At 35.9% G+C, this 17,268-nt stretch carries 17 protein-coding genes and 2 pseudogenes; 3 read left to right on the top strand and 16 right to left on the bottom strand.

What is annotated here, in order from left to right:
* Nucleotides 1-30 precede the first annotated feature (30 nt).
* The 13 genes and pseudogenes from H6G44_RS05650 to H6G44_RS05590 form a co-directional block, all read right to left on the bottom strand.
* Nucleotides 31-279, bottom strand: a complete 249-nt coding sequence (locus tag H6G44_RS05650; protein ID WP_375379323.1) for a CRISPR-associated endonuclease Cas1 — start codon at nucleotides 277-279, stop codon at nucleotides 31-33.
* A gap of 83 nt (nucleotides 280-362) precedes the next feature.
* Nucleotides 363-971, bottom strand: a complete 609-nt coding sequence (cas4, locus tag H6G44_RS05645; RefSeq protein ID WP_190387073.1) for a CRISPR-associated protein Cas4 — start codon at nucleotides 969-971, stop codon at nucleotides 363-365.
* Between the two features lie 177 nt (nucleotides 972-1,148).
* Nucleotides 1,149-1,970: a CRISPR-associated endoribonuclease Cas6 gene (cas6, locus tag H6G44_RS05640; RefSeq protein WP_190387072.1), complete on the bottom strand. Its 822-nt coding sequence runs from the start codon at nucleotides 1,968-1,970 to the stop codon at nucleotides 1,149-1,151.
* Between the two features lie 102 nt (nucleotides 1,971-2,072).
* Nucleotides 2,073-2,780 (bottom strand): type I-D CRISPR-associated protein Cas5/Csc1, encoded by a 708-nt coding sequence (cas5d, locus tag H6G44_RS05635; RefSeq protein ID WP_190387071.1) that lies wholly within the window; start codon nucleotides 2,778-2,780, stop codon nucleotides 2,073-2,075.
* Between the two features lie 62 nt (nucleotides 2,781-2,842).
* Nucleotides 2,843-3,853 carry a type I-D CRISPR-associated protein Cas7/Csc2 gene (gene cas7d / locus H6G44_RS05630; protein WP_190387070.1) on the bottom strand — a complete coding sequence of 337 codons (1,011 nt, stop codon included), beginning with the start codon at nucleotides 3,851-3,853 and terminating at the stop codon, nucleotides 2,843-2,845.
* A 161-nt stretch (nucleotides 3,854-4,014) separates the two neighbouring features.
* The gene (locus H6G44_RS05625; RefSeq protein ID WP_190387069.1) at nucleotides 4,015-4,620 is read right to left on the bottom strand and encodes a type I restriction enzyme HsdR N-terminal domain-containing protein; all 606 of its coding nucleotides are present in this window, start codon (nucleotides 4,618-4,620) and stop codon (nucleotides 4,015-4,017) included.
* A gap of 81 nt (nucleotides 4,621-4,701) precedes the next feature.
* Nucleotides 4,702-6,984, bottom strand: coding sequence for a type I-D CRISPR-associated helicase Cas3' (gene cas3, locus H6G44_RS05620; RefSeq protein WP_190387068.1), 2,283 nt, complete (start codon nucleotides 6,982-6,984; stop codon nucleotides 4,702-4,704).
* The gene (cas5d, locus tag H6G44_RS05615; protein ID WP_190387067.1) at nucleotides 6,977-7,735 is read right to left on the bottom strand and encodes a type I-D CRISPR-associated protein Cas5/Csc1; all 759 of its coding nucleotides are present in this window, start codon (nucleotides 7,733-7,735) and stop codon (nucleotides 6,977-6,979) included. The genes cas3 and cas5d (H6G44_RS05615) overlap by 8 nt, the downstream gene beginning before the upstream one ends.
* A gap of 3 nt (nucleotides 7,736-7,738) precedes the next feature.
* Nucleotides 7,739-8,767 carry a type I-D CRISPR-associated protein Cas7/Csc2 gene (cas7d, locus tag H6G44_RS05610; protein ID WP_190387066.1) on the bottom strand — a complete coding sequence of 343 codons (1,029 nt, stop codon included), beginning with the start codon at nucleotides 8,765-8,767 and terminating at the stop codon, nucleotides 7,739-7,741.
* A gap of 28 nt (nucleotides 8,768-8,795) precedes the next feature.
* Nucleotides 8,796-11,567 (bottom strand): CRISPR-associated protein Csc3, encoded by a 2,772-nt coding sequence (locus H6G44_RS05605; protein ID WP_242031740.1) that lies wholly within the window; start codon nucleotides 11,565-11,567, stop codon nucleotides 8,796-8,798.
* A gap of 22 nt (nucleotides 11,568-11,589) precedes the next feature.
* The gene (gene mntA / locus H6G44_RS05600) at nucleotides 11,590-12,042 is read right to left on the bottom strand and encodes a type VII toxin-antitoxin system MntA family adenylyltransferase antitoxin (RefSeq protein ID WP_190387065.1); all 453 of its coding nucleotides are present in this window, start codon (nucleotides 12,040-12,042) and stop codon (nucleotides 11,590-11,592) included.
* Nucleotides 12,035-12,262: pseudogene (locus tag H6G44_RS05595) on the bottom strand (DUF1016 N-terminal domain-containing protein); the annotation flags it as partial. The gene mntA and the pseudogene H6G44_RS05595, both read right to left, overlap by 8 nt.
* A pseudogene (locus tag H6G44_RS05590) lies at nucleotides 12,256-12,363 on the bottom strand (DUF433 domain-containing protein); the annotation flags it as partial. The pseudogenes H6G44_RS05595 and H6G44_RS05590, both read right to left, overlap by 7 nt.
* A 156-nt stretch (nucleotides 12,364-12,519) precedes the next feature.
* Here H6G44_RS05590 and H6G44_RS05585 point away from each other — a divergent pair.
* The gene (locus H6G44_RS05585; RefSeq protein ID WP_190387063.1) at nucleotides 12,520-13,392 is read left to right on the top strand and encodes a WYL domain-containing protein; all 873 of its coding nucleotides are present in this window, start codon (nucleotides 12,520-12,522) and stop codon (nucleotides 13,390-13,392) included.
* 277 nt (nucleotides 13,393-13,669) lie between these two features.
* Here the strand turns inward: H6G44_RS05585 and H6G44_RS05580 are convergent, their stop codons facing one another.
* The 3 genes from H6G44_RS05580 to chlP form a co-directional block, all read right to left on the bottom strand.
* Nucleotides 13,670-14,080 (bottom strand): YggT family protein, encoded by a 411-nt coding sequence (locus H6G44_RS05580; RefSeq protein ID WP_190387062.1) that lies wholly within the window; start codon nucleotides 14,078-14,080, stop codon nucleotides 13,670-13,672.
* 90 nt (nucleotides 14,081-14,170) lie between these two features.
* Nucleotides 14,171-14,326, bottom strand: a complete 156-nt coding sequence (locus H6G44_RS05575; protein WP_190387061.1) for a lmo0937 family membrane protein — start codon at nucleotides 14,324-14,326, stop codon at nucleotides 14,171-14,173.
* A gap of 498 nt (nucleotides 14,327-14,824) precedes the next feature.
* Nucleotides 14,825-16,045, bottom strand: a complete 1,221-nt coding sequence (gene chlP, locus H6G44_RS05570; RefSeq protein WP_190387060.1) for a geranylgeranyl reductase — start codon at nucleotides 16,043-16,045, stop codon at nucleotides 14,825-14,827.
* 635 nt (nucleotides 16,046-16,680) lie between these two features.
* Here chlP and H6G44_RS05565 point away from each other — a divergent pair.
* Nucleotides 16,681-16,995 (top strand): hypothetical protein, encoded by a 315-nt coding sequence (locus H6G44_RS05565; RefSeq protein WP_190387059.1) that lies wholly within the window; start codon nucleotides 16,681-16,683, stop codon nucleotides 16,993-16,995.
* A 12-nt stretch (nucleotides 16,996-17,007) separates the two neighbouring features.
* Complete coding sequence (locus H6G44_RS05560; RefSeq protein WP_190387058.1) at nucleotides 17,008-17,268, top strand: ribbon-helix-helix domain-containing protein; 261 nt, start codon at nucleotides 17,008-17,010, stop codon at nucleotides 17,266-17,268.

Below are 17,268 nucleotides of genomic sequence, written 5' to 3'. Positions count from 1 at the left end.
CTTGGGAAATGAGTTTATGATCATGGTTAATCAAAATATTTTAATCCTTCGCCCAAAATTTAACATATTTTTGGCTATTTTTATCAGGCTTTTCTTAACATTCAACACTTCTGATTCAAATACAACTGCTGGTGAAATAGTTGCTCGTCCTAAAATAACTACACCTTCAACATGAATAAAAGGCACATCTTGAAGAATTTTCCTTTCAAACTTTACATGAATCCGTTCATCAACCTTGCCGATAAAAGCGTCATCTTGCACAATGTAAAGAGTACCCATGATTAAATCCTCAAAATAGTTGACAGTGGACAGGGGACAGTAAAAAGAGTTTTAGAAAGGTTTTTATATCAAGTATAAATTTCTCAATTTGCTTCTTGATAACGCCCAACCTTATCAGCAGCTTGGGGCAAACATCGAGAATAAAGACTACAACCATTACAGCGTTTTGTTTTGATAGCTTTTGGCATAGAACCTGTAAACAGTAATGTTTGGATAGCCTCAATAGTCGCAATGGTACTACTTCGTAATTCCGGGGTAATTTCTATTAACTTCCGTTGATGAGTTTGAGCATAATAGATATAACCAGTATTGATATTTTTACCCGTCATTTCCTCCAAACACAAAGCCTGAGCGCAAACTTGTAATTCATCATTATCCCATTCTCCCTTACGTCCTCTTTTATATTCAATAGGGTAAAATTCGCCATTTTCAAACTCAATTAAATCAGATTTACCAATAAGTTTATATTGTTCTGATTTCAAATAAATAGCGCGTATTTGGTAAACTTCCTCACGATTTTGTTCTCCAACTGTGTGAACTCGTTCATGTAAACTTGTACCTTCAATAGTATATTGATTATCAATAAATTCACCAGCACAATAAATCAACCAACAACGGTGAGGACAATAGGAATATTGATTTAAAGAGGCGATATTAACGTAATCATCATCAGAGGTTACAGGTGATAGCATATAGTCTTACCAATTCGATTTTTTAAAACAATAAAAACAATTAATCTGTAGGTTGGGTTGAGGAATGAAACCCAACAAAATGAGGAATGAAAACCAACAAAATGAGGAATGAAACCCAATAAAATATTGATAATGTGATCAATCAAATAATGTTGGGTTTCCTTGCGTCAACTCAACCTACAATTTTCTTCTCACCATGCCCATTCCCATTGTTGTTTTACGTCCGACTCCCGCATATAAAGCAAAGTCAGCTAAGGCGTTAATTTGTTTAATTGCTGTTGTTTCTACATTGCCAAGAATGCGATAACTGATTTCACCCAAACAACCAATAAATTTATTGTCATAGTTGCTAATAACTTCAGTATTGATATTAAAAGCACTAGGATAAATTGATTCAAAAGAAATATTGGTTAATTCAATACCGCTGTATTTATGCCAACGATTTAGAAGACTGTTAAATACAGATTCCCTAGTAGGTAAAACATTATCAAAAGCACCTTGACGAAAAGCTACAGGTGTAGAAAAAATGAAATTAAGATTGCGTTCTTCCTCACTTGCTTGTTGATAAAGTTGATAATAATTACAAGCATTTGCCCAAGGTTGATTAGATTGGGGTGTACCTTGAATGCTCGTAATATATAAGTTAGCTGAACCTAAGTGCCAAGGTTGTTTGGGGTTTATATTTAACCATAAAGGTGTAAGCTGATTAAATAAATTGTCATTTAATAAAGAAATGCGCCACCAACAAGAAGTACCAGCAGGAATAGGATTTTGATGGGCATATTGCAAGGTATAAGATGGGGTTTTATGTTTGTTTTGTACCTGCAATGGTGAGAGAGTAAAGGCTTTATCGGCGTTGGATTCGTGTAAGTAGTCTCCTAATTTTCTATCAACAGAACTCACTAGGTTAAGAAATAAGGCGTGGTAATGTCTACCTGTGAGGAAATTGGGGTAAATTGGAGATTGGGGGATGATATTGAGAATGAGACTATGGGGCATATTATTGATGGTAAAAATTCTAAGTTAAGGGCGAGCAAGATGCCCAACCCACAGGATTTATAAGCCCCCATTTTTAAGGGGGGTTGGGGGGGATCTGAAATTTTAAGCCTTAAATCTGTATTGCATTTGTTTAGGAAGTTTTACATTTTTGAGATCATCAAAATAGTAATATTCTCCTTGCATTTGCACATTTTGAATCAGACTTACTGGCGGCATATTCACTACATCATAGCTAATTACTCGATTAGTAAACATGACATCTAAAGGATTTAAAGGATGAGTACAAGTAAATAAATCAGTTTTAGTTTTTGGTGGTGGTAATTTCTCAACGGTAATTTCTGCTTTACTCATCCATTTACCTAAACGAATCCATTTAGGTAATTTGATGTCTTTTTGAGCAATTAGAAAGAACTCAAATTGACTTTCTGGTGCAATTTCCTTTGCTCTACCAAAACTGGGAATATTCTTTTGGGTTTTCTCCATTTCTACATGGTAGTTATTATTTGCATATTTCCATGTATTGAGCATAGATGAATGATGCAAAGAACAAGCCGGAGTTATGTAAATTTCTTGCTCATTTAAAGGAGTTAAATGTGCTGCATATTTTGGGACTTGTTCGGGGCAGAAATAGCGATAGGAATCTTCTTCAGCAACAGTTGTTGAGTAGATTTTGCTATCAATTAAACCCAGTGCATAACAGAGAGCATAATTATGAATTATTGCTTCTGTTTCGTAAAGTCTGCCAATTTCACGAGTGGCAAAATAAAGGCTGTCATGTAGTTCTAATTTGCAGCGATAGATAATGGTCATAGTGGTGATGATGGGGTATAGATTCCCGACTTCTTTGAGAAGTCGAGAATCTGAATATTCAACTACTTAGTTTTAGCGGCTGTTTTCTTTTTGCTAATATGTTTGCTGGCATATTCTTTAGCTTCAGTATCAGCTTTTTGCAAAATTGATTTAATTCCTGCTTCGTTATTTGTGAGAGATTTAACTTCATTAATTAGCGGAATAAAAGCATCACCAATGAAGTCTGTATGCACAATAAATTCATCATTCATTAAATTCTCGATTGCACTTTTAGCAGATGTAATTACATCATCTTCATCTAAAGGATCTGGTGATTTGAAAGTATTATTAGCCTTCATTTGGTCATATATGGCTTGAGTCCACCGCAGGTTACTGGTAATTTCTCCATCAGCAAAAATCACACCGACTAATTCATTTCTAACGCGACCTGTACGGGTTGTTTGTGCGCCATAGTGACGAGTTCGGAGGATGTTATTAAAAACGTACAGGAAACTAGCTTCTGTGGGGTCTTTTAATGTGACAATGCTGGGGAAAAATACCTGTGGTCTAATGTGGTCTTGTTGATTAATTCTGCTAGTAACTTCACCAGCTTTAGAACCACTTTCTCCTTTAGAAGCCATTGTCCCATTTTCAAAAGGAGCATTGAGAGTAAAGGTTTCATGAGATTCATCAAAAGCAGTAATTGAAAATGCGGTATCTACCACAACTTTGGATTTTTCTGAACCAGAATCACCAATAGCAAAACCGTAAATAATACAATCAGGATTATCCATTGCAAAAGATACGTTATATTCACAATCTTCTGCTGTCATAAATTCGTATTTCCGCAATAATTCCCGACCTACTAATCTTTCTGGTGTAGACTGTTTACGTTTGAACATGGAAAGACGACTAATGGTGTTTTTGTCTTTAACTCCTGCTCTCACTCGTGCTTTATTTAGTTCGCTATCTGTTTGAAATAAAGGGTAAGATTCAGTAACACGAATGGTGAGAAAGTGGACATATTTACCCATTGGTTTGTAGGGAATTTCTGTTTGAAATAATTTAGCATCAACGGTTTTTAAGAGTGCCATGATTTTCTCCAAAGGTTAGGTAATAGATGTAAATTACTCGTTCCCATACTCTGTATGGGAATGAATTTTTGAAGGCTCTGCCTTCTGTAAAGGTAGAGTCAGAGACTCTGTTAGGCATTCCCAGTCAGAGACTGGGAACGAGATCAGGCGATGAAAGTAAATTAAATGAGAGCTTGAACCAGAATCCGCATTAAGGGGTCTAAGTCATCAGGAACACGATAACTATCAAGTCCTTGATTGAGATGTTTATTAATGCGATCTAGTTGGGCAAATTCCCATATTTTGCCAGTGGTAACTGAACCAATAAGGTGAGTTTGTTGTTGATTTTCTTGCCATTGATCTAGGGCAATTAATTCTGCAAAAAGTTGAGTCATACCATAATCTAAATCCTCTTTTTTAGCTTCGATTACTAAGAGGTTATTGCGATTTTTGATCAGATAATCAAAGTAACCTTGTAGTTGTTCGCTGACTTTAATTTGATATTCAATTCTCACTTGTGATTTAGTATAGTGAACTAAGTCCAAAATTATGGGAGAAATTAATACTTCTCTGCGACTTGTCTCATTGGCTAAATCAAAGTATGGAAGAATTTCATCAAGTCTTTCTTGCAATTCTTGTAATCGGTCTAGATTTTCTTGATATTGGGGTAAATTCAAACGTTTTCGAGTAAATGTATAGCCAAATTCTTGAGCAAAATCTTGAGGTGAAATGTGCATCTCAAAATATTTGCTAAAAGTATAAGACTGAGTATGATCAAGAATAGTCATAATCTAATTTTCCTCGGTTTGAATCTCTGTAATTTGATCGGGTTTATTTTGTCAACTTTATTGATGGTTATGGGTATAAGATTAAGCAATTAAAACTTCATCATCTGGAAGTTGTAACTGTTTAAGTTTCATGGCAATGGTTAAGATACCTGATAAACCTGTTAAAAATTGATATTCTCTTTCACCATCATTACAAACAATAGTTATAGGATAGGAAATTATTCCTTGTTTACGTAATTGAAAAATCACAGCAGCATTAGCTATGGGACAAATAATTACTCCTGGTAAGAGATATTTTGATAACATTTGTAATGCAGGTGTTGGTCTAATTGCATCTCCAATTTTACGAACAACTTGACAATTTGGAAAAGCTGTTAATTTATTGATTTCCGTACTAGCAAACTCTCGTTTACTATCAGGGTAACGCATTCTAAAACTGATGTTATAGATTTCCTTAGCACGACTTTGAATTTCTATAACTTCACCGTTTTGGAAAAATTCATAATACCTCAATAAGTGAAAAGGATCTAATTGTGTTTCTTCAGATTCATCTAAAATAAATCCATGGGGATCTCGAATGGGAAAAGTATCAAATAAACTGTAGCGGAAACTAAATAAAGGTGCATAGCTGGTACTGAAGATTTCAGCAAATTCTTTTAAATCAGCCAGTATATCATCTCGTTTTCTAAACTCCTCCTCATATTTTTCTATCGTTGTAAATCCAGCTTTTAAATCATTCCATTCTTCAGGTGATGTTACCTCGATAAATCTTTTAATAAAAGCTTGACGACCTTTAATTCTTATCCAATCTTTTTTAATTTCTTGGATAGTTTTTTCAGCAATAGCTTCTGCACCTCGCAAAATTTTCATTCTGTAGCGGCATTTTTCCCAAGTTCGTTTACTTTCAAAAATTAGTCTTAATGTATCAAACAGTTTGGGAATTAATTCAGCACCAGGTATTTTATCAAGTAATTCTTCCAATTCTAATAAAGGACGTGCTATTTCTAGTGATGCTTCTGAATGCCAATAAGCTTTTAGGAAAGGTTTATCTAAACAAGGAAGTTTATCTAACATCTCTTTGAGTGCTGCACGTCCACCAGTGGTATCAAGAGAAGTTATATTTTGTTCCCATGCTTCAGCAGGTAAATAAGCAATGGCTTCTGAATCTATATTAGTTTCAGATTTACCTAAAACACGGCCTACTCTACCTATTCTTTGCCAAAATGCCGAGCGATCGCGTGCCGAAAAAATCAACCAATCTAAATTTTGTCTTGTGGGTTCAGGAGTTCTTTCAAAATTAAATCCTACATCTACAGTGCTAGTTGCTAAAATGATTTGACGTTGCATAGCACTATGTCTATCTTTTTTTGGTGCAGGTCCTGTGATACGTCCAATATGTTCACTAAGTCCTTGCTGTTTTAGTAAATCTGAGAGACGATTAATATTATCCAAAGAATCAAGAATTACTGCACCATTTTCATTTGGTTTATATTGAAAACGTTTAACAACTTCTGCTGCTATTTCTGTTATCCATTCTTCTTTAGTATCTGGTTTAGGTCGTAATTCTAAATTAACTGCTGTTTGTGATGGTAAAAGCTGACCATTATTTGCTTCTCCATCAATTCTTGCTATTCTCACACCTGCATTTTGTAAATTTTCTAATGCTAATTCACAAGCTGGTTCAGGTGTTGCTGTCAGTAATACTACCTTACGTCCATATTGGAAAAATTTAAAAATGTGAGAATAAGCAAGATAAAATAACATCCCTACTAACTGTTTAGCATCATAAAGATGAAATTCATCAAAGATAACTGTAGAGAATTTAGTGTAGAAACCACTATCAATATTACCTTTATCTAACCTGTTGTATGCAAAGAAAGTTGCATAGTAAAAAATATCAGGGTTAGTTACTAGCAAAATCGGTGTATTAGCACCAATATCACTAAAAATAGTTGCCGGATTTCGCAAAACATTATATAGCTTTTCTCCTGGACGATTGCCAACTTTATCACTAGGCCAATTTTTAATCTCTTTAGCTGAAGCTGATTTAACTATATGAGGTAAATTGGCATCTTTAACAAATTTTTGTGCTGCTTCTGTTTGTTGTTCAATTAAGGCATTAGTTGGAGCAATATAAACAGCAATTTGGTTTTTTTGATGTAATAAAACTGTTAGTCCAGCTTTAGTTTTACCTGTACCAGTAGGTGCTAAATCAAGGATAATATCGGCATCTTTTGATTTTTGAAAAATATCAATTTGATGTTGTAGTGGTTGACTACCCATAAAAAATAATTCACTTGGTGGAGATACACAAGCTGAAATACTCCGATCCTCTAACCTGATAACTAATTTTTGATTACTCATTTCCGTTTTCTCTACCACAATAATGTAAACCTGCCGGTACAATCATTTCCCCAATTTGCCAAGCTGCACCACGAAAGTGGAGATTTTTTAATATCGGTGCAGGAGGTATAGAGATTAAGTCAAATACAAATGCTTCTATTTGTGTTGGTAAATCAGCAACATTTAGATAAAATTGACTTTTATATTCGCCTTCTGGGAGTAAAGTTATAGGAAACTCTTTTAAGACATTCACTTTAACTTTACTAGCGAATTTTCCCACACGAATATAATCTGGTAATTGTTGATTTCCAAATACTAATGTTTGGAATTTATTACCCCTTTCAATCATGCGTAATCTGCCAGTTTGAGGAAAATTACTTGCTCTAAAGGAACTAGGTTTTGTACCTTGACGTTGTAATGGTAAATCTTCTCTCGCAGTTGCTACACGGTTATTAGTCATGGTGTACCAATAAGCATCAGAAAGAGCGTTAAATCTTTCAAATCTAAATGTAACTCTGCCTATTGGTGAAGCTGGTAAAATGTAGCAAGATGACGCTATTGCTTGAAAATCTTCTTTGTAGGTTGGTCGTCCTGTAGCCTGACCTTGGAGACGATAGGGGGAATTTACCCAACCTAAAGCATAGGTTAAAGCATAATTCCCAAGTAACCCCTCAGTGTAATAGGTATCAGACAACTCCCTAGAGGCAAAAAAGACTGGTTCAAGACAGTTTAATTCAATAAGTTTTGCCTGTGAAAAAGGAATTGTTGACATAATTTAACTCTCTACTTCAACTGGAGTATTTTTGTTTTTACCTTTACCTTTACCTTTGTTTTTCTCAGGTGCTACTTGACGGAAAGGTTCATAGGATTGACTTAAACGCTTGAGAAAAGTATCACGTTCTGCTTCTGACCAGTGGGTTTCTACATCAGAAATTAAATTTGCTAATTCTTGATCAGATAATTGCACAGAAACCCCTCTTCTGTTTTGCCAATTTGTAATTACTTGCTTGGTTGCTGTGATGACTCTATTAATATTTAAAGGGTGTTCTAAAGGTTCACCTAAAGCACTGTATGTAGCTTGTACAAGTTCCAAGGAGCTAGGTAATTCGGTAATACTGCCAAAAATACCTAATATTTGATTTTCCATTCTTCCTACACGACTGGAAACAGCACCATAACGACTGGTAAAAAGAATATTTCCAATAATGTAGCGCAGTTCATCAGCAGTTACATCCTTGAGTGTGACAACATCTAAAAAATGAACTCCTGGTTTGATGTATTCGCTAGTATTTAAAGATGTTGAAGCTTTAGTATCCTCTTCTCGCTTTAAACGCATTGTACCGTTTTCATAAATGGCGTTAATAGTGCGATCGCCTACCACATCAGTAGCGGATAATATACTAAAAGCATCTTCAGTCCAAATACGGCTTTTTTGTGCGCCACCTCCACCAGCAGCAAAACCATAAAGGAAACAATCTACACACATTTCACAAGGTGCATTAGTATTTAAAGAACAAAGAGAACCATCTTTACTGTATAGGAGTTCATGCGCCCTTAAATGTTCTCTTCCATAACGTCTTTCTGGTGCTACTTGTTTACGTTTAGTCATCACTAAACGTTGAATAATATTATCATTATTCACACCAGCTTGAACAAACTCGTTACACATTGATTCACCAGAACCTTCTGTGCGAAAAATCGTTTCTGAGTGAGTTGTTCTGAGAACAATTAAGGTAATAAACCGACCTTTGGGGAAATTTTCATAGGTGGTTGCAAGAACAGGGGAAAGTTTTTGAATTGACATGATAAACTCCTGGTTGGTTAATGATTAATTAAACGTTTGTATTTGTGTCATCAGAATCATCTTCTGATTTATTTTTAAGCTGTTTACGTGCTTCTTCTAAGAAAAATAAATAAGCAGCTTCTAAAGTCTTTTGATCAGATAACAACTTTTCTGGACGTGCTGAGTAAACTTCCTCATATAGCTTGTGTAATACATCGTAATAACGCTTGACTTTTTCACGTTTGGTTGCTCCTACATGATATTCACTAATCCGATCTAAACGAGTATGATATTGCTGTACCAAAGCTGCAAACATTACCTCTAAATCTAAATAAGGTTTTTGAGTTTTGACAGCAGCAATAAAAGCTGTCAAAGGTTCTGATTGAGCAGTTCTTTTAAATGAACTTCCCCAAATTCTGCCTTCTGCTGCTATTTGAGCAGCTTCCTTCAAATACTTAGTCAAAAGTGAATTTTCATTAGGCATAAGGCTCTCCATTAATGTATTTAACGGCTGACAAATACGACTCCAAATAACACTCAAATTCGGTTCATCTTGTTCTCGCAAAATCCAACGTAACAAAACAAAGTAAAGTTCAATTGGTCTATCACAAGTACGAGCTAAATCATATAAACAATCATCAGATTTCTGAATGCTGGCAACAGATATTGCTAATTCTCCAAGACAACGTAATCTTTCGAGAATTTTTTCTGCATCCTGACTTTGATCATATTGTCCATTTCCCAGTAAAGGTTGCAGTGCAGAGGGAATACCTTCAACTCTGCCATACACATCATCAAATAAATCTACCTCCATATTGCTGCTTAAAGTAAAAGGAAAACGAATATCTAAAGATAAAGATATTTCTAATCCTAATCTCAGTGATTTGAGTAAAGCTAAAGAAGCATTAACATCTCCCCAAACTAAAGGAATAATCACAGATGTATGAATAAAATCCGGTCGTTTAGGTAATGCTGCACCAACTACTTTATTAGCTTTAAATTCAAGTTGGTGATCTCGATAAAGTTGTAATTGATCAACAGTAACAGTACCTCCTTCAGCATTTGTATTTGCAAGTTTTTCTAAAAATTCGCGCCAAATTCTTAAAAGTTCCGGAGCAGAACCTTTTGGTAATGCTAAATGTAAATAAAGAGGTTCTTGTTTGCTAACTTTAGGGAAATTTGCACCCACTGTCATTAGTTGATAAGCTAAAGCCGCAATAGAATCTGCTTGTCTTTTTGGTTCAGCACTAATACCACCTGGTAAACGATTAGAAAAAGCCTGTACTTTTGTTCCAGGAGGCATATTTGCAGAAATTAATTCATCTATTTCACTGGATGTAGAACCTAAAGAACATCTTTGTCTAGGATTAGCTTCTACATAGGAACTTAAATCATTAATTCCAATTAACTGAGTAGCAAAAGGTAACTTTACCATTCTGTTAACTGCTAAAATCATTTCTTCAGATACTTCTATTTCTTCAGAAGTTTCTGTACTGTTATTTCTTAATTGAAAAGACTCTTTGAGAGCTTCGTTAATTCCTTCAATTCCGTTAATAGCTGCTTTTGCTGCAAATAAAGGTCGTCCATACTGACCATTAAATGGTTCAAGTGCAAGACGTTGATGTTCAGAAATTCCAGCATGATGAGCGATTTTATCCCAAACTTCTTTAGGGTTTAAACCTGCTTCTCGATAGCTTAGATAAGCTGCTTTCAAACCTTCAGATATAGCAAATTCTTCTGCATTACTTACAGATAATAATCCCAGTTCAGCAGCTTTTATTAGTGCTTCCTCACCAGCATTATCACCCCATTTAGTAACATCTTTAGCAATTTTATCTGATTTATAACCAGCTTTTTTCTTTTCTAAAAGAGCTTGAACATTGACCAAAACTTCATCAACATTTTGTTGAATAGCCTGATGAGTAATTTTGATACCATCTTTAGTAGGTCTGACAAGTTTCTCAATATTATTACCAAAAACTTGATCAATTTTACTTTGCCAAACAGCAGCGATTTCTTTGGTTAAATCTACATTTGGTAAATTTGACCCTTCAAACAGTTCACTATTTGGTAAATTTGACCCTTCAAACAGTTCACTATCTGGAAAAATTGCGATTGGATGAAAGCCATATTTTTGTAAAACTTCTTCACAAGCACCCAGTAACAGAGATGTAATATAACCTTTATCTTCGGATAAACGTACTCGAAAAAGATTACATTTTCTGCCAAAAGCAACGGTTAATTCTGTTTCTATTTTGTGAAGTCTTAGCTCATCTGGAATACCTAAATCAAACAAGTCCGCAGCAGTTAACATTGCTGCCCAACGTTCAATATTTGGGTCTTCTGGTAAAAATCTTGCCCCATCACTGACATTGTGACCTGAATGGCGTTCAATTAGTTTTCTGAGTAATTCTAAATCATCTTCTGTGTTTACAAAGCTAAGAACACAAGCCTTTTCAAGTTGTTCTTTTAAAAAGTCTTTATCTCTAGCTAAGGTTTTGACTTTTCGTTCTTGAGGATCTAATTTATTGAGGTCATGAACAGCAGTCGCAGCTAATAATAAAGGTCGTTTATCTTCTGCTACTTGTGCTATATGGCTGACTGTCAAAATAAATTGACAAGCAGAGTCTAAATGTTCTGCAAGGGTTGTACCCTTTCTCACACCATATTGATGATGATGTGCATGATTTTCATAAAGCTGGGGGCGAATTTCGCTGAAATAATGTTCCTCTAAGGATATAGGAGGACGATTTACAAGTCTACCGCGTTTAATCATTTTCTTCTTCCAATCTAATTCAATAAGAGTTAGTTTGTCTAACATAAATAGGATATTGATGTATTTGTCATACTTCCCACCTTTGTAAAAAATTTTCAATGGTTGCCAATTGGTTTTTTCTAATCATTGTAATTTCTGTATTACTCAATAATACCCTTTGTTTAAATTTTTCAAATTCATCTGCTGATTCTTCATATAATACCTTTCCATCACGAGCTACAAAATGGGCTATTAATTTGGAAGAATAATTAAGTTTGACAATATCAATTTTATCAGAATTGATTTTAAATATCTCTCCCAAAATTCCAGGTATTGCAAATAAAGCTAATGGGTGATCTTCAATGTATAAGTTATATTTTTCTTCATCACATAAAACCGCAAAATCCCAGTCACTATCGGCTTTGGTATTACCAGTTGCTCTAGAACCAAATAAAACTAACATTTTTAAGTAAGGTATTCTCTCAGGAATCTGTGAAGATAATTCTTGAAGTTCTGCAATTGTGGGAATACTTTTTTGCATAAGTTCTATTCTCAATCTGATGAATTAAAACATTTTTTGTCCAGCCAAACTTGCGAGTCATTCTCATATAAAACTGACGTTTTAAGTCATTTTTACACTTTTCTAAAATGACTATATTATGAGTGCAGCCAATTTCTGCCACCAATGGTGTCAGTTTTTCTTTGGAGTGATAAGCTAAATAAAAATCTCTCATTCTCCAAATATTTCGGGCTGAAAATCCACAATTAGTGATACCCAAATTCTATGACCTTTAATACAAGGTTTATCAACACAAATATTTGGATCAATCGAAATTCGAGATAGTAAATTATTGGTACTCATTTCTGCTATTTCCTATTTAGTCCTTTTTACTATTTTATTTTTGGTAATTCATTGAGACAATTAAAAACTGTCCGTAACTCATTGCTAAAATCTAGCATAACAGCCACAATAAAAATTGACAAGCGAAAACAAGTATAAAGTATACGGACACTTTCCATGAGTCGAAAAGGTCAATCTATTACCCTGTCAGTATCAGAGGGTGATAAAACGCAACTAGAAGCGATCGCACTCGAATTTGGTATGATGTGGGGAGACGATCCCAATATCTCCAAACTCATCAAAGCCATTGCTCAACATGAATTAATAGTTAGTAAAAATAATGACTGGCAAGATTCCCGTATCCGTGCCTTACATCGTTGTATAAGTGCATTAACGGACATCGGACAAAATGAACAGGCGGAAATTATAGCTAATTTACTACTAGAACGCAGTGAATTATCCGTACCTTTACGGAAAGAAATAGAGGGGTTTTTAAATAACTCCCGTCCATCTTGGCGGTTACAAATAGATCACTATATCTTACGTCAACAACCCTTTCAACTTGCTTATCAAGATGCGTCCGAACGAGTATTTAATTTTACTGTACGTTATGCCAAAATCACACCCTATGAAAAACGCCAATACCTTGACTGTTGGTGTGAAGAGACAGAAGGAAACTCTGACATACCAGAACTACAACATAACTGGTGTTTTCGTTTAGACAGAATTAACGAAGCAGCAGTTACGGAAATTACTGGTAAATGGTATTCTAATTTAGATCAAATAGATGTGGAAATACACTTATTAAATAGGTTAGCGTTTGCCTATCAACCTAAACCAGAGGATAAAATAGTGGAATGGATACCAGAACAACCACAGGTCAAAAAAGTAATTAGAAGAATATCAAATACATTCTGGTTTATTCGGGAAATTATGCAGTATTCCTCTGATTGTATTGTAGTTTCACCGGAGGATGTGCGATCGCCTATTAAAGGAAAACTCATCAATCTATGTCAAAATTATGACTTGACTGTATCACTCACCAGTTAATATCATTACAGGTAATAGTTCAAAATTTAGAACTACTTTAGACCACAGCGAAAACCTATGTTAAAATAAGTACCTGGACAGAATTAATATAACTACTCTTGTATCTTAATATATTATGTTATTTATCTGTGTAATTAATTGTGCCTAGGTACTTACATGACTGAATGCAGTCAAAACCGCACGAGTCCCGTAAAGCTCAGTGGCTAAAGCCACTGAGCTTTACGCTTACCAGATGTTCCTGTAATGAAATTAAAGCCTATTATTTTTCAACTTTTCTCTATCGACCATAGAGAAATCTTACCAGCCATAGAGCGAGCCAGCCTAAGAGGGCATAGATGATGATTGCAACTAAGATGTTGACATCAAAAATATTTGTCCCACCACTGGCTACAGGACTAATCAGTAAGGTGGAAAATGGCGCAATGAAGGGTTCAGAAAGATTGTCAATAAATTGGGCAAAAGTATTTTGCGTATTTGCCCCGGAAAAATGCAGAAAGAAGCGTAACATCAGCAGGATTTCGAGCATTCCAACTAAAAGGTAAATGCTGTTGATAATCCAGGCAAATGTAGATCTACGTTTGCCAGATTCAAGTCGTCCCTCGGCCTGTTGTAGTCGAAAAGTTTCTTCTTCACTGCGAAGTTCTTGCCTCCGCTCAGAATTACTTCGTTCATGAGGATGTCTATTCATCTTGATCAGGTTGAGATTTTTAGTAATGTAGTTATAAATTCAATACTTTTATTAAATCTCATATACAGCAAAGCACTGAGTTCTCAAAAACTAGACTATGCGGCGACCAATTAGTAAGTTATAAACTATGCAAATTAGAGCTAAAACTAAAAGCAGATGGATTAAGCTACCACCGACATTGACTGAGAACCCTAACAGCCAGAGGAAAAAGAGCACCAATGCAGCCGTCCAAATTAGATTAATCATATTTGCCTTTTCTATAGTGTGTTCTTACAGAAATGTTTGGTTATGCAAATATCTTATCTGAACCTTATTGGATCTCAATCCTCAAAAAGAAATAGTCTAACAGAAAGAGCAAAAATTTTATGATCAGTAATCTGTTAACGTTAGAAAGTAAATAGGTTAGCGTTAAAAATTGTCGTTATAGCCAGGGAAAAGGCAAGAGACAAGAGCAATTTTAGTGATTTTGCGTTTTTTTAAAGAGTTTGATTTTATTGTGTTAACCTGCTTACAAAAGTCAAATCCCCGATCTATGAAATCGGGGATCTGGGTTGACATACTCACCGACCTGAAGGTGCGGTGATTCTTGACACTTCAATGAAACACGCCACAAGTGGTCTTATCGTCCCTCCATGTCCGTTTAAAGTCTCCCAATGCCCTATGGCGACTATGACCAAATTTTAACATAAAGCCGTCCTAGAAGGACGGGGCTTGTGTCCCGTCTTTTCGGTCAATTCCCATATTTTAGGGTGCAAGGGCATTACCACGGATTAAGCTACCAAGGGTTTTGGCAGTAATTTTTAATTGGGTGAAGGGGTTAGCCGGAACTACGGTTTTATAAAGATAACTGTCAAAAGTTAGCTTTTGAACGTCTAAATCATCACACATTTCTACAAATGCTTCCCGGGTGGCATCGGAACGATAAAAGACGCTTTGGAGTATGTCTAATACTTTGTAAGTGAGTCCGTATTTTTTGTCCCAACGCTTCAAATATAATTTTAAGTCCGCTTCTGTAGGAATCCGCGCCCCGCCATTGGCTGCTTCTACAATAGCTTCAGCGCACATTCTGCCAGATTTGGCGGCGAAGTAAATACCTTCACCGGAGGACTTAGTGACATAACCGGCTGCGTCCCCTACTAAGGCTATGCGTCCGACAACGCGACGAGGACGGGGATGTTCAGGGATAGGGTGGGCTTCTACTTTGATAATTTGACCACCGGCTAGTTTTTCCGCAGCCCGGGCGCGAATACCAGCTTGTAATTGTTTAATACTGGCTTTGTTAACTTGCATTGTGCCAGTACCTACTGCTACGTGATCATATTTGGGGAATACCCAAGCGTAGAAGTCGGTAGAAACGTCGTCACCAACGTACATTTCCGCCATGTCATTATAATAGTCCATTTTATCTTGGGGAAGACGAATGCGTTCTTGGAAAGCGATCGCATAATTGTAATCTCCAGCACCCATATCTTTAGCAATGCGGGAGTTTGCGCCGTCTGCACCAACGATTAAATCCACCTTCAGGGTTTTGGTAATACCTTGCGCCCCGTCTCCTGTATGGTCAACATAGTGGATTGTATAGGGGTCGGTATTGTTTCCAGGAATATCAACTTTATGAACGGTGGCGTTAATTAAATTTGCCCCTAATTTGGCCGCTCGGTTCCGCAAGAAACCATCTAGCACTTCTCGGCGGCACATTCCTATATATTCATCTTCATTTATCAAATTGATATCAACCTCACGATTAGAGGGAGAAATCATTTTCATTTTCCGTACCCGACGGTCAATGATTTCTGGCGGTAAGTCAAACTCACTCACCATGCACAGGGGAATAGCGCCCCCACAAGGTTTGGCGTTGTCTAACTTCCGTTCAAACAAATAGGTTTCAATCCCAGCTTTAGCTAGGGTTTCAGCAGCGCATGAACCCGCAGGTCCCGAACCAACAACAGCAACCCGTAGTGTCAAAGGTTTTCTCCCAATTATAAATATTTTCCCAGAGTATCCTATCACGGACTTTTGGCTGAATTTCTCTTTGAGCTTGAGGTTTTGATATAAATGCAATATTCCTTAATATTTCGACATAAAAACTAGCAATTTTATATCTTACTGAGTAAATATTAATCAATGGTAACTATAGCACTCTTATTTGATTTTTGAACAAAACTCGGTACACCCTTATTTCTCAACTCCTCTTGCCTTTTGCCTTCCTATGTAGGAAAATTCAGGAATCAAAGATGAAAATATTAGGGGCGAATTCCGCGTTGTTGACGGCGCTGTTAATCTCACGGGTTTCTTTACTCTTGTCAGTGGTGAAGGTTTGAAATACTTAGAAAGCGGTCGGGTTCAATTCTATGCCTTGATCGTTTTTGGGGCTGTTTTGGGCTTGGTGATTGTTTTTGGTGTTACCTGATTTTAATGGGGGCGGTTTGTCCGCCCCTAGATTGTTTTTAACGAACCGCAGAGGCGCAGAGGACGCAGAGTTAATGAACCACGAAGGAGCGAAGGACACGAAGGAAGAAAGGAAAAAAATTGAGGGTTGGGGTTGAAAATGGCATTTATCAAAAATAAGTTATAATCAAAACAAATTATTGTAAAAATGTATGACTACTCAAATTAATGCTCCTCCTGCTGTTGATTATGCACCTCTGGAATTACAAGGGGAATTTATGGTTATGCAAGAATTAACGATTGAGGAATTATTAAATATTGCTCAAAGTCAAATTCCAGAAAGTCAGCAAGAATTACATTTTCAATTGTTAGAAAAAAATCAAAATAATCAATTAAGTGAATCTGATAGATTATTGTTGAAATCTCTACGAGTGAGTGCTGATTATTTAATGTTAAAAAAAGCTTATGTCTATGCACTTTTAAAGTGGAAAGGTTTTTCTCTTCCAGATTTTGAGCAAGTGGTATAAAAAGGTAAAATTATGAATATCCAAATTAAACCGGAATTAGAGCAAATTATTCAAGCGCAAATTGCAACAGGTAGATATACAAATCCTGAAGATGTAATTAGTAAGGCGTTAAAATTGCTTTTGGAGTGGGATAAGGGTTATCAGAATTGGGTGGAAGAAACACGGGAAAAGGTCGATGTTGCTATTGAACAATTAGATAGAGGTGAAGGTATTAATGGGGAAGTTGTGATTTCACAATTGCGGGATAAGTTGCGTGAAGCGAGAGAGATATAA

This window comes from Aphanizomenon flos-aquae FACHB-1287, from assembly GCF_014698755.1.
In the GTDB taxonomy this organism is placed as follows: domain Bacteria; phylum Cyanobacteriota; class Cyanobacteriia; order Cyanobacteriales; family Nostocaceae; genus Dolichospermum; species Dolichospermum flosaquae.
Note: the sequence above shows the minus strand (reverse complement) of the source record. Positions and strands in the feature narration are given on the sequence as shown.

Coding starts and splice junctions, on each gene's coding strand:
- H6G44_RS05580 (WP_190387062.1), bottom strand. CDS start 14,080: ATGAATAGACATCCTCATGAACGAAGTAATTCTGAGCGGAGGCAAGAA.
- H6G44_RS05585 (WP_190387063.1), top strand. CDS start 12,520: ATGAGTCGAAAAGGTCAATCTATTACCCTGTCAGTATCAGAGGGTGAT.
- H6G44_RS05650 (WP_375379323.1), bottom strand. CDS start 279: ATGGGTACTCTTTACATTGTGCAAGATGACGCTTTTATCGGCAAGGTT.
- cas7d (WP_190387070.1), bottom strand. CDS start 3,853: ATGGCACTCTTAAAAACCGTTGATGCTAAATTATTTCAAACAGAAATT.
- cas3 (WP_190387068.1), bottom strand. CDS start 6,984: ATGAGTAATCAAAAATTAGTTATCAGGTTAGAGGATCGGAGTATTTCA.
- H6G44_RS05575 (WP_190387061.1), bottom strand. CDS start 14,326: ATGATTAATCTAATTTGGACGGCTGCATTGGTGCTCTTTTTCCTCTGG.
- cas7d (WP_190387066.1), bottom strand. CDS start 8,767: ATGTCAATTCAAAAACTTTCCCCTGTTCTTGCAACCACCTATGAAAAT.
- cas5d (WP_190387071.1), bottom strand. CDS start 2,780: ATGACCATTATCTATCGCTGCAAATTAGAACTACATGACAGCCTTTAT.
- H6G44_RS05625 (WP_190387069.1), bottom strand. CDS start 4,620: ATGACTATTCTTGATCATACTCAGTCTTATACTTTTAGCAAATATTTT.
- H6G44_RS05560 (WP_190387058.1), top strand. CDS start 17,008: ATGAATATCCAAATTAAACCGGAATTAGAGCAAATTATTCAAGCGCAA.
- H6G44_RS05565 (WP_190387059.1), top strand. CDS start 16,681: ATGACTACTCAAATTAATGCTCCTCCTGCTGTTGATTATGCACCTCTG.
- H6G44_RS05605 (WP_242031740.1), bottom strand. CDS start 11,567: ATGTTAGACAAACTAACTCTTATTGAATTAGATTGGAAGAAGAAAATG.
- mntA (WP_190387065.1), bottom strand. CDS start 12,042: ATGCAAAAAAGTATTCCCACAATTGCAGAACTTCAAGAATTATCTTCA.
- cas5d (WP_190387067.1), bottom strand. CDS start 7,735: ATGTCAACAATTCCTTTTTCACAGGCAAAACTTATTGAATTAAACTGT.
- cas6 (WP_190387072.1), bottom strand. CDS start 1,970: ATGCCCCATAGTCTCATTCTCAATATCATCCCCCAATCTCCAATTTAC.
- cas4 (WP_190387073.1), bottom strand. CDS start 971: ATGCTATCACCTGTAACCTCTGATGATGATTACGTTAATATCGCCTCT.